The organism is Geopseudomonas sagittaria (genome assembly GCF_900115715.1).
GTDB lineage: Bacteria > Pseudomonadota > Gammaproteobacteria > Pseudomonadales > Pseudomonadaceae > Geopseudomonas > Geopseudomonas sagittaria.
On the sequence record NZ_FOXM01000007.1, the window covers coordinates 163654 to 181305 of the forward strand.

Annotated in this window: 15 protein-coding genes; 12 read left to right on the forward strand and 3 right to left on the reverse strand. The window is 65.2% G+C overall.

The genetic code is table 11. From position 1 onward, the window contains the following. Positions 1 to 11 precede the first annotated feature (11 nt). Positions 12 to 3452, reverse strand: a complete 3441-nt coding sequence (gene mfd, locus BM297_RS10860; protein WP_092431213.1) for a transcription-repair coupling factor — start codon at positions 3450 to 3452, stop codon at positions 12 to 14. Positions 3453 to 3580: 128 nt separating this feature from the next. Here mfd and BM297_RS10865 point away from each other — a divergent pair, with 128 nt between their 5' ends. From BM297_RS10865 to sthA, 10 genes are all read left to right on the forward strand, one after another. After that, positions 3581 to 5041, forward strand: coding sequence for a glyceraldehyde-3-phosphate dehydrogenase (locus tag BM297_RS10865; RefSeq protein ID WP_092431215.1), 1461 nt, complete (start codon positions 3581 to 3583; stop codon positions 5039 to 5041). 363 nt (positions 5042 to 5404) lie between these two features. Further along, positions 5405 to 6742 (forward strand): Na(+)-translocating NADH-quinone reductase subunit A, encoded by a 1338-nt coding sequence (locus tag BM297_RS10870; protein WP_092431219.1) that lies wholly within the window; start codon positions 5405 to 5407, stop codon positions 6740 to 6742. A 2-nt stretch (positions 6743 to 6744) separates the two neighbouring features. Continuing rightward, positions 6745 to 7956 carry an NADH:ubiquinone reductase (Na(+)-transporting) subunit B gene (locus BM297_RS10875; protein ID WP_092431224.1) on the forward strand — a complete coding sequence of 404 codons (1212 nt, stop codon included), beginning with the start codon at positions 6745 to 6747 and terminating at the stop codon, positions 7954 to 7956. Then, positions 7949 to 8740 carry a Na(+)-translocating NADH-quinone reductase subunit C gene (locus BM297_RS10880; protein WP_092431229.1) on the forward strand — a complete coding sequence of 264 codons (792 nt, stop codon included), beginning with the start codon at positions 7949 to 7951 and terminating at the stop codon, positions 8738 to 8740. The genes BM297_RS10875 and BM297_RS10880 overlap by 8 nt, the downstream gene beginning before the upstream one ends. Next, positions 8737 to 9411, forward strand: coding sequence for an NADH:ubiquinone reductase (Na(+)-transporting) subunit D (locus BM297_RS10885; RefSeq protein ID WP_175526637.1), 675 nt, complete (start codon positions 8737 to 8739; stop codon positions 9409 to 9411). The genes BM297_RS10880 and BM297_RS10885 overlap by 4 nt, the downstream gene beginning before the upstream one ends. Then, entirely contained in the window at positions 9411 to 10019 is a 609-nt protein-coding gene (nqrE, locus tag BM297_RS10890) for an NADH:ubiquinone reductase (Na(+)-transporting) subunit E (protein WP_092431239.1), read from the forward strand. Before BM297_RS10885 ends, nqrE begins: the two co-directional genes overlap by 1 nt. A 15-nt stretch (positions 10020 to 10034) precedes the next feature. Continuing rightward, entirely contained in the window at positions 10035 to 11261 is a 1227-nt protein-coding gene (gene nqrF, locus BM297_RS10895; protein WP_092431244.1) for an NADH:ubiquinone reductase (Na(+)-transporting) subunit F, read from the forward strand. Between the two features lie 5 nt (positions 11262 to 11266). Further along, the gene (locus tag BM297_RS10900) at positions 11267 to 12298 is read left to right on the forward strand and encodes an FAD:protein FMN transferase (RefSeq protein ID WP_092431246.1); all 1032 of its coding nucleotides are present in this window, start codon (positions 11267 to 11269) and stop codon (positions 12296 to 12298) included. Further along, entirely contained in the window at positions 12295 to 12531 is a 237-nt protein-coding gene (gene nqrM / locus BM297_RS10905; RefSeq protein WP_092431248.1) for a (Na+)-NQR maturation NqrM, read from the forward strand. The genes BM297_RS10900 and nqrM overlap by 4 nt, the downstream gene beginning before the upstream one ends. 141 nt (positions 12532 to 12672) lie before the next feature. Beyond that, on the forward strand, positions 12673 to 14067 hold the full coding sequence (sthA, locus tag BM297_RS10910; RefSeq protein ID WP_092431253.1) for a Si-specific NAD(P)(+) transhydrogenase: 1395 nt from the start codon (positions 12673 to 12675) through the stop codon (positions 14065 to 14067). 42 nt (positions 14068 to 14109) lie between these two features. On the opposite strand, the gene BM297_RS10915 is transcribed toward sthA, so the two are convergent. Next, positions 14110 to 14832 carry a glycerophosphodiester phosphodiesterase gene (locus BM297_RS10915; protein ID WP_092431258.1) on the reverse strand — a complete coding sequence of 241 codons (723 nt, stop codon included), beginning with the start codon at positions 14830 to 14832 and terminating at the stop codon, positions 14110 to 14112. A 227-nt stretch (positions 14833 to 15059) separates the two neighbouring features. Between BM297_RS10915 and BM297_RS10920 the strand changes: the two genes are divergently transcribed. Then, positions 15060 to 16307, forward strand: a complete 1248-nt coding sequence (locus BM297_RS10920) for a lipoprotein-releasing ABC transporter permease subunit (RefSeq protein WP_092431263.1) — start codon at positions 15060 to 15062, stop codon at positions 16305 to 16307. Next, on the forward strand, positions 16300 to 16992 hold the full coding sequence (gene lolD, locus BM297_RS10925) for a lipoprotein-releasing ABC transporter ATP-binding protein LolD (RefSeq protein ID WP_092431265.1): 693 nt from the start codon (positions 16300 to 16302) through the stop codon (positions 16990 to 16992). Before BM297_RS10920 ends, lolD begins: the two co-directional genes overlap by 8 nt. Positions 16993 to 17051: 59 nt before the next feature. Here the strand turns inward: lolD and BM297_RS10930 are convergent, their stop codons facing one another. Beyond that, complete coding sequence (locus tag BM297_RS10930; RefSeq protein ID WP_092431269.1) at positions 17052 to 17573, reverse strand: DUF2062 domain-containing protein; 522 nt, start codon at positions 17571 to 17573, stop codon at positions 17052 to 17054. Positions 17574 to 17652 lie beyond the last annotated feature (79 nt).

The window sequence follows — 17652 nt, forward strand, 5'->3', positions numbered from 1 at the left end:
GGGGTTTTCCTTCAGGCGGAGGGCGGGGTCAGGCGCTCGAACAGCGCCTCCAGGGTATTGAAGCGCTGTTCCGGGCGTTCCATCGGTACCTGGAACTTGAACACGGTGGCGCCTTCGAACTTGTAGCGACTGGGCTGGCTCTGGATCAGCTTGATCAGGGTCAGCGGCTCGACCGGGGTGTGCGCGGTGAATTCGATGCGCCCACCCTGCGGGCCGGCGTCGACCTTCTTGATCCCCAGCTGCTCGGCCTGCAGCTTGAGCAGGGTCAGGCGCATCAGGTTCTTCGCCGGCTCCGGCAGCAGGCCGAAGCGGTCGATCATCTCCACCTGCAGCTCGTTGAGCGCGCGCTCGTCCTCGGCTGAGGCGATGCGCTTGTAGAGGATCAGGCGGGCATGCACATCCGGCAGGTAGTCCTCGGGGATCAGCGCCGGTAGGCGCAGGTTGATCTCCGGGCCGCCGCCCAGCGGCTGCTCGAGGTTGGGCTGTTCGCCCTTGCGGATCGCCTTGACCGCGCGCTCGAGCATTTCCATGTAGAGGGTGAAGCCGACCGCCTGGATCTGCCCGCTCTGGCCTTCGCCGAGCAGCTCGCCGGCGCCGCGGATCTCCAGGTCGTGGGTGGCCAGCACGAAGCCGGCGCCCAGGTCCTGGGCATTGGCGATGGCCTCCAGGCGCTTCTGCGCGTCGTCGGTCATCTGCTTGCGCGCCGGGGTGAGCAGGTAGGCGTAGGCCTGGTGGTGGCTGCGGCCGACCCGGCCGCGCAGCTGGTGCAGCTGGGCCAGACCGAACTTGTCGGCGCGCTCGATGATGATGGTGTTGGCACTGGGCACGTCGATGCCGGTCTCGATGATGGTCGAGGCCACCAGCACGTTGAAGCGCTTGTGGTAGAAGTCGCCCATCACCTGTTCCAGCTCGCGCTCGCGCATCTGCCCGTGGCCGATGCCGATGCGTGCCTCGGGCACCAGTTCGGCCAGCTCGGCGGCGCACTTCTCGATGGTCTTCACGTCGTTGTGCAGGTAGTAGACCTGGCCGCCGCGCAGCAGCTCGCGCAGCAGGGCCTCCTTGATCACGGTGTTCTGCTGTTCCATGACGAAGGTGCGCACCGACAGCCGGCGCGCCGGCGGGGTGGCGATGATCGACAGGTCGCGCATGCCCGACACCGCCATGTTCAGGGTGCGCGGGATTGGCGTGGCGGTCAGGGTGAGGATGTCCACCTCGCTGCGCAGGGCCTTGAGCTGCTCCTTCTGGCGCACGCCGAAGCGGTGCTCCTCGTCGATGATCACCAGGCCCAGATCGCGGAACTTCACGTCCTCCTGCAGCAGCTTGTGGGTGCCGATGACGATGTCGACCTTGCCTTCGGCGAGCAGCAGCTCGGCCTCGCGCACTTCCTTGGCCGACTTGAAGCGGCTCATCACCTCGACCTTGACCGGCCAGTCGGCGAAGCGGTCGCGGAAGCTGTTGTAGTGCTGCTGGGCGAGCAGGGTGGTGGGCACCAGCACCGCCACCTGCTTGCCGCTGTGCACGGCGATGAAGGCGGCGCGCATGGCCACCTCGGTCTTGCCGAAGCCGACGTCGCCGCACACTAGGCGGTCCATCGGCTTGGCGGCGAGCATGTCGGCGCGCACCGCGTCGATGGCCGCCTGCTGGTCGGGGGTCTCCTCGAAGGGGAAACCGGCGCTGAAGGTTTCGTAGTCGAGCTGCGGGTCGCTGAAGGCGTAACCCTCGCGGGCGGCGCGGCGGGCGTAGACGTCGAGCAATTCGGCGGCGACGTCGCGCACCTGCTCGGCGGCCTTGCGCTTGGCCTTCTGCCAGGTTTCCGAACCCAGGCGGTGCAGCGGCGCCTGGGCGTCGTCGGCACCGGTGTAGCGGGCGATCAGGTGCAGGCTGGCCACCGGCACGTAGAGCTTGGCTTCCTCGGCGTATTCGAGCATGAGGAATTCGGCGGCCTGGCCCTCGACCTCCAGGGTAACCAGGCCGTGGTAGCGGCCGACGCCGTGGTCGATGTGCACCACCGGCGCGCCTTCGCGCAGCTCGGTGAGGTTCTTGATCACGTTGTCGCCGGCGTCGCGGCCCTTGTCGCGGCGGCGGCGCTGCATGACCCGGTGGCCGAACAGCGGGCTTTCTGGGATCAGTGCCAGTTCGTCGAGCAGCAGGCCCTCGTCGAGCGGCGCGATGGTGATCGCCAGGCGCTCGCTGGCGGCGACGAAGCCGGGCCAGCCGTCGACTTCGCGCGGCTTGAGCTTGAGGCGGGCGAGCAGTTCCAGCAGCGCTTCGCGGCGGCCGGCGGACTCGGCGCAGAACAGCACGCGCCCCGGGTATTCCTCGAGGAAGCGGCGCAGTGCGGCCAGCGGCTCGCCGGCCTTGGCCTGGATCGCCAGGTCGGGCAGGACGCGGGCGGCGAAGCGCTCGCGGCCGACGCCGGTCGACACCTCCTGCTGGTCGGCGATCACCCGCGGCCAGCTTTTCAGGCGGGCGAAGCAGTCCTCCACCGGCAGGAACAGCTCGGCGGGCGGCAGCAGCGGGCGCTCGGGGTCGACGCGGCGCTCCTCGTAGCGGTTGCGCACGTCGCCCCAGAACTGCTCGGCGGCCTGCTCGATGCCGGGCAGGGAGAATACCTGGGTGTCGCCGGGCAGGTAGTCGAACAGGGTGGCGGTCTGCTCGAAGAACAGCGGCAGGTAGTACTCGATGCCGGCCGGCGCCAGGCCGCTGGACAGGTCCTGGTACAGCGGGCAGCGCCGGTAGTCGACGTCGAAACGCTCGCGAAAGCGCGCGCGGAAGCTGGCCACCGCCTCCTTCTGCATCGGGAATTCGCGGGCCGGCAGCAGGCGTACCGAGTCGACCTTGTCGACCGAGCGCTGGGTCTCGGGGTCGAAGGTGCGCAGGGTCTCGATCTCGTCGTCGAACAGGTCGATGCGATACGGCAGCGGGCTGCCCATCGGGTAGAGGTCGAGCAGCGCGCCGCGCACGGCGAACTCGCCGTGCTCGTAGACGGTGTCCACGCAGCGGTAGCCGGCGGCCTCCAGGCGTGCGCGGGTGGTATCGACGTTGAGGCGCTGGCCGACATCCAGCACCAGGCTGGAGCCGAGCAGGAAGGTCGGCGGCGGCAGGCGGTGCAGGGCGGTGGCGATCGGCACCACCAGCACGCCGTGCTTGAGTTCGGGCAAGCGGTAGAGGCTGGCGATGCGCTGGGAGATGATGTCCTGGTGCGGCGAGAACACGTCGTAGGGCAGGGTTTCCCAGTCGGGGAAGTGCAGCACCGGCAGGTCGGGGGCGAAGAAGCGCAGCTCCTCCTGCAGGCGCTCGGCGCTCTGGCTGTCGGCGGTCAACAGCAGGGTGAAGCGCTGCGCGGCGCCGGCGGCCTCGGCGATCGCCAGGCCCTGGGCGGCGCCGGACAGATTGCCCCAGTGTTGTTTGCCGGAAGCGGCCGGCAGGCTCGGAAGACGCAGTACGGTCACGGGCGACTCTGGATGGCGACAAAGGCCCGATTGTAGCGGGCGGGTGCGCCAGCTGTCAGCGCTCGCCGGGGCACGTTGCCCGAAAGCGCCGGGGCCGTCATAATGTAGCCCTTTTTGTCATCTCCTACATGTGGAAGGTAGCGCCCGTGAACCAGAAGACCGACCAGTGCCTTGGTGAGTGGATTGACCGCGAGGCCCTCGCTGAGGCCATGATTCCGCTGATCGGCCAGCTTTATCGCAACAATAAAGTGGTGACCTCGATCTACGGTCGCGGCCTGATCAATCGTTCGGTAATCGGCATCCTCAAGGCGCATCGCTTCGCCCGCCAGATCGACGATGCCGAGCTGTCGGTCCACGACACCTTCCCGATCCTGCAGGCGATGAGCCAGCTGGAGCTGGGTGCTGCTTCCGTCGATCTCGGTCGTATGGCCGTCAAGTTCAAGCACGAAGGCAACGGGCGCAGCGCCGAGCAGTTCGTCCGTGAAGAGCTGGCCGCGGTGGTTGGCAAGCAGGGCAGCAACGGTCATCAGGGCACCGACGTGGTGCTGTACGGTTTCGGTCGCATCGGCCGCCTGCTGGCGCGCATCATGATCGAGAAGACCGGTGGCGGCGACGGCCTGCGCCTGCGCGCCATCGTCGTGCGCAAGGGCGCCGAGAACGATCTGGTCAAGCGTGCCAGCCTGCTGCGCCGCGACTCTGTGCACGGCTCCTTCAACGGCACCATCACCATTGACGAGGAGAACAACACCATCCTCGCCAACGGCAACCTGATTCAGGTGATCTACTCCAACGATCCGACCACCGTGGACTACACCGCCTACGGCATCAAGGACGCCATCGTTGTTGACAACACCGGCAAGTGGCGCGATGCAGAAGGCCTCGGACAGCACCTCAAGTGCCCGGGCGTGGCCCGCGTGCTGCTGACCGCGCCGGGCAAGGGCGAGATCAAGAACATCGTTCACGGCATCAACCACGGCCTGATCACCGACGAGGACAAGATCCTCTCCGCGGCGTCCTGCACCACCAACGCCATCGTGCCGGTGCTCAAGGCGGTCTACGACAAGTTCGGCATCGTCCACGGCCACGTGGAGACCGTGCACTCCTACACCAACGACCAGAACCTGATCGACAACTTCCACAAGGGCAACCGTCGTGGTCGCAGCGCTGCGCTGAACATGGTGATCACCGAGACCGGTGCCGCCACCGCAGCCGCCAAGGCCCTGCCGGTGCTGAAGGGCAAGCTGACCGGCAACGCCATTCGCGTACCGACGCCGAACGTGTCCATGGCCATTCTCAACCTGAGTCTGGAAAAGGCCACCAGCCGCGACGAGATCAACGAGTATCTGCGCCACATGGCGCTGCACTCCGAGCTGCACAAGCAGATCGACTTCACCAACTCGCCGGAAGTGGTGTCCACCGACTTCGTCGGTTCCCGTCACGCCGGTGTGGTGGATGCCGAAGCCACCATCTGCAACGACAACCGCGTCGTGCTGTACGTGTGGTACGACAACGAGTTCGGCTACAGCTGCCAGGTGGTGCGTGTGCTGGAAGACGTGGCCGGGGTCAACCCGCCGGCCTTCCCGCGCTGATTCGCGCAGGGCTGTGAGAGAACAAAACGGGAGCTTCGGCTCCCGTTTTGCATTTCCGGGGTGTCAATCCCGGCAGCGGGGGAGTGCGCTGCGCAGTCGTCTGCGCTGCTTGCGCGTGGTGGTGATGGATTTTTCCAGAGCAGGGCGGGTCAAGGGCGCAAGTGTCGCCAAGTGTTGCAAAGGCCGAAATAATCAAACGGTTAGGTGGCCAGTGTGAAAGCAGCTCCTTATAATCGTCCGGATAATTTTTCGCGGGTTCGCAATCGTCTGGAGTTGCCAAAGGATGGGGCATATTGCCGCACTTTCCGGCCAGGCAGGTGAGGCGAGCCTGAACCTTTTCGTAACAGTGATTAGGCGATACGTATGATTAAAGTCAAACGTGGTCTGGATCTGCCTATCACCGGCGCACCCGCGCAGCGCATCGAGGCCGCCCGGCCCGTGCGCAGCGTAGCGCTCGTTGGCTTCGATTATCACGGGATGAAGCCCACGATGCAGGTGCAGGTCGGTGATCGAGTGAAGCTCGGCCAGGTCCTGTTTTCCGACAAGAAGACCCCAGGGGTGAACTACACGGCGCCGGCTGCCGGCGTGGTGAGCGCCATTCATCGTGGCGAGCAGCGTGTCCTGCAGTCCGTGGTCATTGACCTCGAAGGCGACGAGCAGTTCACCTTCGCGAGCTATTCGGCTGGCCAGCTGGCCGCGCTGGAAAGCGCTCAGGTGCGCGAGAACCTGCTGAACTCCGGTCTGTGGACGGCATTGCGCACCCGGCCGTTCAGCAAGGTGCCCGCGGTCGACGCCACGCCCAGCTCGATCTTCGTCAGCGCCATCGACACCCATCCGCTGGCCGCCGATCCGGCGGTGATCATCGCCGAACATGCGGCTGACTTCGAGAACGGCCTCAAGGTGCTCGGTCGTCTGGCCAAGGTGTTCCTGTGCAAGGCCGAGGGCGTCAGCCTGCCCGGCGAGAACCTGGCCGGAGTGACCAGCGAAGCCTTCGCCGGCCCGCATCCGGCAGGTCTGGTCGGCACCCACATCCATCACCTCGATCCGGTCAGCGCGACCAAGAGCGTGTGGACCATCAACTATCAGGACGTCATCGCCGTCGGCAAGCTGTTCACCAGCGGTCAGCTGTGGACCGAGCGTGTGGTCGCCCTGGCCGGTCCGGTGGTCGACAAGCCGCGCCTGCTGCGTACCCGTCTGGGCGCCAGCCTGCAGGAACTGACCGCCGGCGAGCTCGCGACCGGTCACAACCGCCTGATTTCTGGCTCGGTGTTCGGCGGGCGTAGCGCGCGCGGTGCCTGTGCCTATCTCGGTCGCTACCACCTGCAGGTGTCCTGCCTGCGCGAAGGCAACGACCGCGAGATGCTGCACTACCTGCGTGCCGGGGTGAACAAGCACTCGGTGCTCAACGTGTTCGTCTCCAAGCTGATGGGCGGCAAGCTGTTCCCCTTCACCACCACCACCAACGGCAGTCCGCGCGCCATGGTGCCGGTGGGCAACTACGAAGAGGTGATGCCGCTGGATATCCTGGCCACCCAGCTGCTGCGTTCGCTGATCGTCGGCGATACCGAGATGGCGCAGAAGCTTGGCTGTCTCGAGCTGGACGAGGAAGACCTGGCGCTGTGCAGCTATGTCTGCGCCGGCAAGTATGAGTACGGCCCGATCCTGCGGGACAACCTCACCCGCATCGAAAAGGAGGGCTGAACATGGGCGTGCGCGAATATCTCGACAAGATCGAGCACAACTTCGAAAAAGGCGGCAAATACGAGAAGTGGTACGCCCTGTATGAAGCAGTGGACACCTTCTTCTATCGCCCCGGCAGCGTGACCAAGACCACGGCCCACGTGCGTGACGGCATCGACCTCAAGCGCATGATGATCACCGTGTGGCTGTGCACCTTCCCGGCGATGTTCTTCGGCATGTGGAACGTCGGCTACCAGGCCAACCTGATCTTCGCCCAGAGCCCCGAGCTGCTGGCGGCGCAGGATGGCTGGCGCTTCAGCCTGATCGGCGCGCTGGCCGGTTTCGATCCGAACAGCCTGTGGGACTGCTTCATCCAGGGCGCGGCGTACTTCCTGCCGATCTACCTGGTGACCTTCATCGTCGGCGGTTTCTGGGAGGTGCTGTTCGCTTCCATCCGTCGTCACGAGGTCAACGAAGGCTTCTTCGTCACCTCCGTGCTGTTCGCCCTGATCCTGCCGCCGAGCATCCCGCTGTGGCAGGTCGCCCTGGGCATCAGCTTCGGCGTGGTGATCGCCAAGGAAGTGTTCGGCGGTACCGGCAAGAACTTCCTCAACCCGGCGCTGGCCGGTCGGGCCTTTCTGTTCTTCGCCTACCCGGCGCAACTGTCGGGTGACGGCGTGTGGACCGCGGTGGACGGCTATGTCGGCGCCACCAGCCTGAGCCTGGGCGCCGCCGGCGGGGTGGAAGCCATCGTCGGCCAGGGCATCACCTGGATGGACGCCTTCATCGGCACCATTCACGGCTCGGTCGGCGAAACCAGCACCCTGGCCATCTTCATCGGTGGCGCCGTGCTGCTGCTGACCAAGATCGCCTCCTGGCGCATCGTCGCCGGCGTGATGATCGGCATGGTGGCCACCAGCACGCTGTTCAACGTCATCGGCTCGGATACCAATCCGATGTTCGCCATGCCCTGGCACTGGCATCTGGTGGTCGGCGGTTTCGCCTTCGCCATGCTGTTCATGGCCACCGACCCGGTTTCGGCGTCGATGACCAATACCGGCAAGTGGCTGTTCGGCGCCCTCATCGGCCTGATGGTGGTGCTGATCCGTGTGGTCAACCCGGCATTCCCGGAAGGCATGATGCTGGCGATCCTGTTCGCCAACCTGTTTGCACCGCTGATCGACCACTTCGTCGTTCAGGCCAATATCAAGCGGAGGCTGGCACGCAATGTCTAGTCAAAAAGAGTCGACTGCCCGCACCCTGATGGTGGCGCTGGTGGTCTGCCTGGTGTGCTCGGTGTTCGTCGCCGGCGCCGCCGTGGCGCTGAAGCCGACCCAGGTCGAGAATCGTCAGCTGGACAAGCAGCGCAGCATCCTGGCCATCGCCGGCCTCGGTGAGGCCGAGATGTCCGCCAAGCAGATCAAGGAGCTGTTCGCCAGCCGCATCCGTGCGCGCGTGGTCGATCTGCAGACCGGCAAGTTCACCGACGAGCTGAATGCCGCGACCTTCGATCCGCTCAAGGCGTCCAAGGATCCCAAGCTGTCCGACGCCCTGCCGGGCGCCGACGACATCGCCTCGATCAAGCGTCGCGAGCGCTTCACCACCGTCTATCTGGTGGAAAGCGCCGACGGCCAGATGGAAACCCTGATCCTGCCGGTGCGCGGCTACGGCCTGTGGTCGACCCTGCACGGCTTCATGGCGGTCAAGGGCGACCTCAATACCGTGGCCGGCTTCGGCTTCTACCAGCACGCCGAGACTCCCGGTCTGGGCGGCGAGGTGGACAACCCGAAGTGGAAGGCGCTGTGGCCGGGCAAGACCCTGTTCAACGAGCAGGGCGAGCCGGTCATCGCGATCATCAAGGGCAGTGTCGATCCGCAGAGTGCGCAGGCAACTCATCAGGTCGACGGCCTGGCCGGTGCGACCCTGACCAGCAAGGGCGTCGACAACCTGCTGAAGTTCTGGCTGGGCCAGGGCGGCTTCGGCTCCTTCATTGCTAATCTGCGCGCTGGGGAGGCTTGATCATGTCCCAACCGACAATCAAGGAAGTCCTGCTTAATCCGGTCTTCAACAACAACCCCATCGGCCTGCAGATCCTCGGCATCTGCTCGGCGCTGGCGGTGACCTCTAACCTGAAGACCGCGCTGGTGATGTCGATCGCCCTGACCCTGGTGACCGGCTTCTCCAACCTGTTCATCTCGCTGATCCGCAGCCAGATCCCCAGCTCGATCCGCATGATCGTGCAGATGGTGATCATCGCGTCCCTGGTGATCCTGGTTGACCAGGTGCTCAAGGCGTTCGCCTACAGTCTGTCCAAGCAGCTGTCGGTATTCGTCGGCCTGATCATCACCAACTGCATCGTGATGGGCCGCGCCGAGGCCTTCGCCATGCAGAACCCGCCGGTGCTGTCGTTCTTCGACGGCATTGGCAACGGTCTGGGCTACAGCGCCATGCTGATCGTGCTCGGCATCGTTCGCGAGCTGTTCGGCGCCGGCAAGCTGCTGGGCTTCGAGATCCTCCCGGTGGTCAATGACGGTGGCTGGTACCTGCCCAACGGCATGCTGCTGCTGCCGCCCTCGGCGTTCTTCCTGATCGGCCTGATCATCTGGGGGCTGCGTACCTGGAAGACCGTCCAGGTCGAGGCGCCGAGCTTCAAGATGGCTTCGCAAGTCCAGAGCAAGGAGGCCTACTGATGGAACACTACATCAGCCTGTTCGTGAAGGCCGTGTTCGTGGAGAACATGGCGCTGGCCTTCTTCCTCGGCATGTGCACCTTCATCGCCATTTCCAAGAAAGTGGAAACGGCGATCGGTCTGGGTATCGCGGTTACCGTGGTGCAGGCCATCACCGTGCCGGCCAACAACCTGATCTACACCTACCTGCTCAAGGACGGCGCGCTGGCCTGGGCCGGCCTGCCGGAGGTGGACCTCAGCTTCCTCGGCCTGCTCAGCTACATCGGTGTGATCGCCGCCATCGTGCAGATCCTCGAGATGCTCCTCGACAAGTACGTGCCCTCGCTCTACAACGCGCTGGGCGTGTTCCTGCCGCTGATCACGGTGAACTGCGCCATCATGGGCGGCACCCTGTTCATGGTCGAGCGCGACTACAACCTCTCCGAGAGCGTGGTCTACGGTCTGGGCTCGGGCTTCTCCTGGGCGCTGGCGATTGCCGTGCTCGCCGGTGTGCGCGAGAAGCTCAAGTACAGCGACGTTCCCGCCGGTCTGCAGGGGCTGGGTATCACCTTCATCACCATCGGACTGATGTCGCTGGGCTTCATGTCCTTCTCCGGTGTGCAGCTCTAAGGAAGGGATGAACAGATGATCAATTTCGAGATTTTCCTCGCCATCGGGATGTTCACCGCCATCGTGCTCGCACTGGTGGTGATCATCCTCGCGGCACGCGCCAAGCTGGTGTCCAGCGGCGACGTGACCATCGAGATCAACGGCGAGAAGACCATTACCGTGCCGGCCGGCGGCAAGCTGCTGCAGACCCTGGCCAACAACAACATCTTCCTGTCCTCCGCCTGTGGCGGCGGCGGCACCTGCGCGCAGTGCAAGTGCGTCGTCGAGTCGGGTGGCGGCGAGATGCTGCCGACCGAGGAGTCGCACTTCACCAAGCGCGAGGCCAAGGCCGGCTGGCGCCTGTCCTGCCAGACTCCGGTCAAGCAGGACATGAAGATCGAAGTCCCCGAAGAAGTGTTCGGCGTGAAGAAGTGGGAATGCACTGTGCAGTCCAACCCCAACGTCGCCACCTTCATCAAGGAGCTGACCCTCAAGCTGCCGGAAGGCGAGAACGTCGACTTCCGCGCTGGCGGTTACGTGCAGCTGGAGTGCCCGCCGCACGTGGTCAACTACAAGGACTTCGACATCCAGCCCGAGTACCGCGGCGACTGGGACAAGTTCAACATGTGGCGCTACGTGTCCAAGGTGGACGAGCCGACCATTCGCGCCTATTCCATGGCCAACTACCCGGAAGAGCGCGGGCTGGTGAAGTTCAACATCCGCATCGCCTCGCCGCCGCCGGGCAAGGACGAGATCCCGCCGGGCAAGATGTCCTCGTTCGTGTTCAACCTCAAGCCGGGCGACAAGATCACCGTATACGGACCCTTCGGCGAGTTCTTCGCCAAGGACACCGACAACGAGATGGTGTTCATCGGCGGCGGTGCCGGCATGGCGCCGATGCGCTCGCACATCTTCGACCAGCTCAAGCGCCTGAAGTCTACCCGCAAGATCAGCTTCTGGTACGGTGCGCGCTCCATGCGCGAGGCGTTCTACGTCGAGGAATACGACCAGTTGCAGGCGGAGAACCCGAACTTCAAGTGGCACCTGGCGCTGTCCGATCCGCAGCCCGAGGACAACTGGACCGGCCTCAAGGGCTTCATCCACAACGTGCTGTTCGAGAACTACCTGAAGGACCATCCGGCGCCGGAGGACTGCGAGTTCTACATGTGCGGCCCGCCGATGATGAACGCTGCGGTGATCAAGATGCTGCTGGATCTCGGTGTGGAGCGCGAAAACATCCTGCTCGACGACTTCGGCGGCTAGCCCCGATGTCCCTGGCAGCACTGCTGCGGCCCGTCATCGCTGTCGCCTGTGCGACAGCCCTGACGGGCTGTTTGTTTTCCGATCCGCTGGAGTCCTTCGGCGGTCCGACCATGGGCAGCACCTACGCGGTGAAGTACGTGCGTGCCGACGGGGTGGCGGATGTCGCCACCCTGCAGGCCGGCGTCGAGGCGATCCTCGCCGAGGTCGACAGCCAGATGTCCACCTACCGCGACGACTCGCTGATCGAGCGGTTCAATCGCGCGCCGGCCGGTACCTGCATGGCGATGCCGCGCGATGTGCTGGAGCTGGTGCGCCTGGGCGAGGGCTTGTCGCTGCAGAGCGATGGCGCCTTCGACCTGACCATCGAGCCGCTGCTCAACCTGTGGGGCTTCGGACCCAAGTCGCGCGGCGAGCAGGTACCGAGTGCCGAGGCGATTGCCGCCGCCCGCGAGCGCGTCGGTCATCGCCACCTGCGCATCGACGGCGAGCAGCTGTGCAAGGACGTCAAGCTGCAGGTGGACTTCAACAGCATCGCCGCCGGCCACGCGGTCGATCGCATCGCCGCCTGGCTGGAGCAGCAGGGCGTGGCCAGCTACCTAGTGGAGGCCACCGGCGAGCTCAAGGGGCGCGGACGCAAGCCGGACGGCTCGCCCTGGCGCATCGCCGTCGAGGAGCCGCGCACCGATCAGCGCGTGGCACAGAAGGTGCTTGAACTGGACGGCTACGGCGTATCGACCTCGGGTGACTACCGCAACTACTTCGAGGAAAATGGTCGGCGCTACTCGCATACCCTCGATCCGCGCAGCGGCGCACCGATTACCCACCGCCTGGCAGCGGTGACCGTGCTGCATCCCAAGGCCTTGCTGGCCGACGGCCTGTCCACCCTGCTGATGGTGCTGGGGCCGGAGGAGGGCGTAATCTGGGCGGAGCGACAGGGGATCGCGGCGTTCTTCGTCACCCGCGCGGGTGAAGGCTACGTCACCCACGCAACCAAGGCTTTTGACGCGCTGATGGCAGCGCAAGGAGAACGACCATGACCTGGTTACTGGCTTTTGCGCTCATGTTGCTGGTGGTATTCGGCATGGCTATCGGGGTGATCATGGGGCGCAAGCCGATCGCCGGCTCCTGTGGTGGCATCGCCAATCTGGGCATCGAGAAGGACGAGTGTCCGATCTGTGGCGGTGACACCCAGAAGTGCGAGGAAGCCAACAGCGAGGGTGACGGCAAGCCGTCCCCGGTGCAGGCCTACGACGCGACCCGTCGCAGCTGAACCCCGACGGGGCAGTGAGCATCACTGCCCCGTTTTTATTTACGGTCGCCGACCGCGAGCCATGGGGCTCGCGGCATGAATGCGGCGCCGGATGTGAGGCCCGCCTGATGCGGGTTGCAGTTTGTCCCTAAGGAGTGACAGATGGCCGTCTACAACTATGACGTGGTGGTGCTGGGCTCGGGCCCGGCAGGTGAGGGGGCGGCGATGAGCGCCGCCAAGAGCGGGCGCAAGGTGGCGGTGGTGGATAGCCGCAAGCTGGTCGGTGGCAACTGCACGCACCTGGGCACCATCCCCTCGAAGGCCCTGCGTCATTCGGTCCGCCAGATTCTGCAGTTCAACACCAATCCGATGTTCCGCCAGATCGGCGAGCCGCGCTGGTTCTCCTTTCCCGATGTGCTGAAGAGCGCCGAACTGGTGATCGACAAGCAGGTCGCCTCGCGCACCGGCTACTACGCGCGCAACCGCGTCGACGTGTTCTTCGGTACCGCCAGTTTCGCCGACGAGCACACCATCGAGGTGGTGACCCACAACGGCGTGGTGGAAAAGCTGGTGACCAAGCAGGTGGTGGTGGCCACCGGCTCGCGCCCCTACCGTCCGGCCGATGTGGACTTCAGCCATCCGCGCATCTACGACAGCGACACCATCCTCAATCTCAGCCACACCCCGCGGCGGATGATCATCTACGGAGCCGGGGTGATCGGTTGCGAGTATGCGTCGATCTTCAGTGGTCTGGGTGTGCTGGTCGACCTGATCGACAACCGCGACCAGCTGCTCAGCTTTCTCGACGACGAAATTTCCGATGCGTTGAGCTACCACCTGCGCAACAACAACGTGCTGATCCGTCACAACGAGGAGTACGAGCGCATCGAGGGTCAGGATCACGGCGTGGTCCTGCACCTGAAGTCGGGCAAGAAGATCAAGGCCGACGCCCTGCTGTGGTGCAACGGCCGCACCGGCAACACCGACAAGCTGGCCCTGGAGAACGTCGGCATCGAGGCCAACGGCCGCGGGCAGATCGCCGTCGACCAGCACTACCGCACCAGCGTGGCGAACATCTACGCCGCCGGTGACGTGATCGGCTGGCCGAGCCTGGCCAGCGCCGCCTACGACCAGGGCCGCTCGGCCGCCGGCAGCATCGTTGAAGACGACAGCTGGCACTTCATCAATGACGTGCCGACCGGCATCTACACCATTCCGGAGATCAGCTCGATCGGCAAGAACGAGCAGGAGCTGACCAAGGAGAAGATCCCCTACGAGGTCGGCAAGGCGTTCTTCAAATCGATGGCCCGGGCGCAGATCTCCAACGAGCGGGTCGGCATGCTGAAGATCCTCTTCCATCGCGAGACCCTGCAGATCCTCGGCGTGCACTGCTTCGGCTACCAGGCTTCGGAGATCGTCCACATCGGCCAGGCGATCATGAACCAGAAGGGTGAGGCGAATACCATCAAGTATTTCATCAACACCACCTTCAACTACCCGACCATGGCCGAAGCCTATCGGGTGGCGGCGTTCGACGGCCTCAACCGGCTTTTTTGAGCGGCTCCGACCGGTGGCCTGAACCGGTCGGAGACTGGCCGCTCAGCGATTCCCGAGGGTGGCGATGGCCAAACCGGGAAAGTCTGTGATCAGGCTGTCCACGCCCAGGTCGGCGAGCCGGCGCATCAGCGCCGGTTCGTTGACCGTCCATACCGACACGTGCAGTCCCTGCTGCTGCGCCCGGCGCAGGCGCTCCGGGCTGCACAGCGTCCAGTTCAGCGCCAGCAGGCTGCATTCATAGCGCTGCGCCACCTTCAGCGGATCGAGCCAGGCGTACTCGGCCACCAGGCCGCGCGCCAGCTGCGGCGCCAGCTCCTGCAGGGCGCGTAGCACGCTGCGCGAGCTGCTGGTGACGGTCACCTTGCCATCCAGCCCGAACTCGCCGGTCAGCGCGGCAATCGCCTGGACGATGCGCTCGGCACGGAACGGCGAGGCGCTTTTCACTTCGAGTTGCCAGTGCTCGAAGGGGCAGTGGGCGAACAGCGTGCGCAGGCGCGGAATCGGGCAGGGCTGCGGCCAGGCCGGGCCGGCGGCGCGGGCATCGAGCTGCTCGAGCTCGGCGGCACTGTAGCGGGCGACCTTGCCGCGCTGGCCGGTGGTGCGCTTGAGGGTGGGGTCGTGGATCACCATCAGCTCGTCGTCGGCGGACAGGTGCAGATCCAGCTCGCAGCGCGTCACGCCCTGCTCGAGACAGCGCTGGAAGCTGGCGAGGGTATTTTCCGGGCACTCGCCCCGGGCGCCGCGATGGCCGTAGATGAGGGGCACGACGGCTCCTTGAACGTGGGGTTGAGGTTGTCTTCTATCACGGCGCAGGGGCTTTGGGGAGAGCCCGCCGCGTGGCCCTGGCCCTGGCTGGCGGTGCGCGCCGCCCGGTGTTGCGGTAGACTGCCGCCGGTCCGGCGAACTGCCGGCCAGTGCAGTGGTCTGTAAGCAGTCGCAGCCCACGCAGTGACAAACGGACGTCTTCCTTTCGCCTGCAAAGCAGCCCAAGCATGTTCAGACCCTTATCCGTCTTTATCGGCATGCGCTACACGCGTGCCAAGCGTCGCAATCATTTCATTTCGTTCATTTCCCTGACTTCGATGGTCGGTCTCGCCCTCGGCGTGCTGGTGATGATCCTGGTGCTGTCGGTGATGAACGGTTTCGACCGCGAGCTGCGCACGCGCATCCTCGGCATGGTGCCGCACGCGACCATCAGCAGCTACCAGCCGCTCGACGACTGGCGGGCGCTGGCCGGTCAGGTGGCCAAGCATCCCGAGGTGGTGGCGGTGGCGCCGTTCAGCCAGCTGCAGGGCATGCTCACCCACAGCGGCGGCGTGCAGCCGGTGCTGGTCAACGCGGTGCTGCCGGAGGCGGAGAAGAGCGTCTCGATCATCGATCAGCACATGGTTCAGGGTCGCCTGGATGACCTGCAGAGCGGCGAGTTCGGCATCGTCGTCGGCGAGATCACCGCGCGGCGCTTCCGGGTCAATGTCGGCGACAAGCTGACCTTCATCCTCCCCGAGGCCTCGGTGACCCCGGCAGGAGTGTTCCCGCGCCTCAAGCGCTTCACCGTGGTCGGCGTGTTCAAGGTCGGCGCCGAACTGGACAGCTCGCTGGCGCTGATCCACATCGGCGATGCCGCGCGCCTGTCGCGCTGGCAGGAGAACCAGGTGGAGGGCGTGCGTCTCAAGCTCAAGGACCTGTTCAAGGCGCCGCAGGTGGCCTGGGAGATTGCCGGCAGCTTCGGCAGCGAGGATTACGTCGCCCGCGACTGGACGCGCAGCCACGGCAGCCTGTTCCAGGCGATCCAGATGGAGAAGACCATGATCGGCCTGTTGCTGCTGCTGATCGTCGCGGTGGCCGCGTTCAACATCATCTCCACCCTGGTCATGGTGGTGACCGACAAGAAGGCCGATATCGCCATCCTGCGCACCCTGGGCATGACGCCTCGGCAGATCATGCTGGTGTTCATGGTCCAGGGCACGGTGATCGGCGTGGTCGGCACCCTGATCGGTGGCGTGCTCGGGGTGATTTCCGCACTCAACGTCACCGCCTGGGTCGCCGCGCTGGAGAATCTGCTCGGGCAGAAGTTCCTCAGTTCGGACGTGTACTTCATCAACTACCTGCCCTCGCAGCTGCGCGTCGAGGATGTGGTGCTGATCTGCTCGGCGGCGCTGCTGATGAGCTTCTTCGCCACCCTGTACCCGGCCTGGCGCGCGGCGCGTACCCAGCCTGCGGAGGCTCTGCGTTATGAGTAATGACAAGGCGGTACTGCAGTGCCGCAACCTCGGCAAGCGTTACGAGGAGGGCCCGCAGTCGGTGGAGGTGCTCGCCGGAGTCGAGCTGGTCCTGCAGCCCGGCGAGCGGGTGGCCATCGTCGGCAGCTCGGGCTCGGGCAAGACCACGCTGCTCAACCTGCTCGGCGGCCTGGATACGCCCAGCGAGGGCAGCGTCTGGCTGGCCGGCGAAGAACTGTCGGCGCTCAACGAGAAGGCCCGCGGCCTGTTGCGCAACCGTGCGATGGGCTTCGTCTACCAGTTCCACCACCTGCTGCCGGAGTTCAGTGCCCTGGAAAACGTGTGCATGCCGCTGCTGATCGGGCGGATGCCGATCGGTGAGGCGCGCGAGAAGGCGCGTGCGTTGCTGGAGCGGGTCGGCCTCGGTCATCGCCTGGGCCACAAGCCGGCGGAGCTGTCCGGCGGTGAACGCCAGCGGGTGGCGATTGCCCGTGCGCTGGTCAATCGACCGGCGCTGGTGCTGCTCGACGAGCCGACCGGCAACCTCGATCAGCACACCGCGAAGGGCATCCAGGAGCTGATGCAGGAGCTGAGCACCTCGCTGCACACCGCCTTCCTGGTGGTGACCCACGACATTGCCCTGGCGCGGCAGATGGATCGCATCCTGCGCCTGGAAGGCGGACGGCTGGTGGTCGCGGAAGAGTAAAGGATGCGCCGCCTTCGTGCGGCGCACCCTGTTCGCCGGGCGCGGGGCGGCTCCAGGGGCTATTGCTGGCGGCGCAGAAGCTGGCGCTTCTGCCAGCTGCGCCGCACCCACCAGCGCCAGTAGAGCATGGTCAGGCTGTAGCCGAGGATGGCGAAGACCACGGCGCACACGAACGAGCCGAGCAGCAGCGGTTGCCAGAGTGCACCGAGTTCGGCGGTGATCCACTCCATGCTCAGGTGCTCGGGCAGGGTGATCGGCGGCAGCTGCATCAGCCACGCGCCCAGCTTGTAGGTGCAGTAGAACACCGGAGGCATGGTGATCGGATTGGTCAGCCAGACCAGGCCGATGGAGATCGGCAGATTGGCGCGCAGGGGGATCGCCAGAGAAGCGGCGGCGAGCATCTGCATCGGCATCGGGATCATCGCCCAGAACAGGCCGATGGCCATGGCCCGGGCCACCGAGTGGCGATTGAGGTGCCAGAGGTTGGCGTCATGGATCAGGTGGCCGAGAAAGCGCAGGGACTTGTTGCCCCTGATGCGCTCCGGGTCAGGCATGTATCGCTTGAAAATACGGCGCGGCATTGGGGTACTCGGCGGAGATTAAGCGCCCGTATTATGCACAGAATCGGTTGCCGATGGATCTGCCGGAACAAATTTCCGG

Excerpts from the sequence above, each read along its gene's own strand:
- BM297_RS10865 (WP_092431215.1), top strand. The coding sequence starts at position 3,581 with ATGTGGAAGGTAGCGCCCGTGAACCAGAAGACCGACCAGTGCCTTGGT.
- BM297_RS10870 (WP_092431219.1), top strand. The coding sequence starts at position 5,405 with ATGATTAAAGTCAAACGTGGTCTGGATCTGCCTATCACCGGCGCACCC.
- BM297_RS10875 (WP_092431224.1), top strand. The coding sequence starts at position 6,745 with ATGGGCGTGCGCGAATATCTCGACAAGATCGAGCACAACTTCGAAAAA.
- BM297_RS10880 (WP_092431229.1), top strand. The coding sequence starts at position 7,949 with ATGTCTAGTCAAAAAGAGTCGACTGCCCGCACCCTGATGGTGGCGCTG.
- nqrE (WP_092431239.1), top strand. The coding sequence starts at position 9,411 with ATGGAACACTACATCAGCCTGTTCGTGAAGGCCGTGTTCGTGGAGAAC.
- nqrF (WP_092431244.1), top strand. The coding sequence starts at position 10,035 with ATGATCAATTTCGAGATTTTCCTCGCCATCGGGATGTTCACCGCCATC.
- BM297_RS10900 (WP_092431246.1), top strand. The coding sequence starts at position 11,267 with ATGTCCCTGGCAGCACTGCTGCGGCCCGTCATCGCTGTCGCCTGTGCG.
- nqrM (WP_092431248.1), top strand. The coding sequence starts at position 12,295 with ATGACCTGGTTACTGGCTTTTGCGCTCATGTTGCTGGTGGTATTCGGC.
- sthA (WP_092431253.1), top strand. The coding sequence starts at position 12,673 with ATGGCCGTCTACAACTATGACGTGGTGGTGCTGGGCTCGGGCCCGGCA.
- BM297_RS10920 (WP_092431263.1), top strand. The coding sequence starts at position 15,060 with ATGTTCAGACCCTTATCCGTCTTTATCGGCATGCGCTACACGCGTGCC.
- lolD (WP_092431265.1), top strand. The coding sequence starts at position 16,300 with ATGAGTAATGACAAGGCGGTACTGCAGTGCCGCAACCTCGGCAAGCGT.
- BM297_RS10930 (WP_092431269.1), bottom strand. The coding sequence starts at position 17,573 with ATGCCGCGCCGTATTTTCAAGCGATACATGCCTGACCCGGAGCGCATC.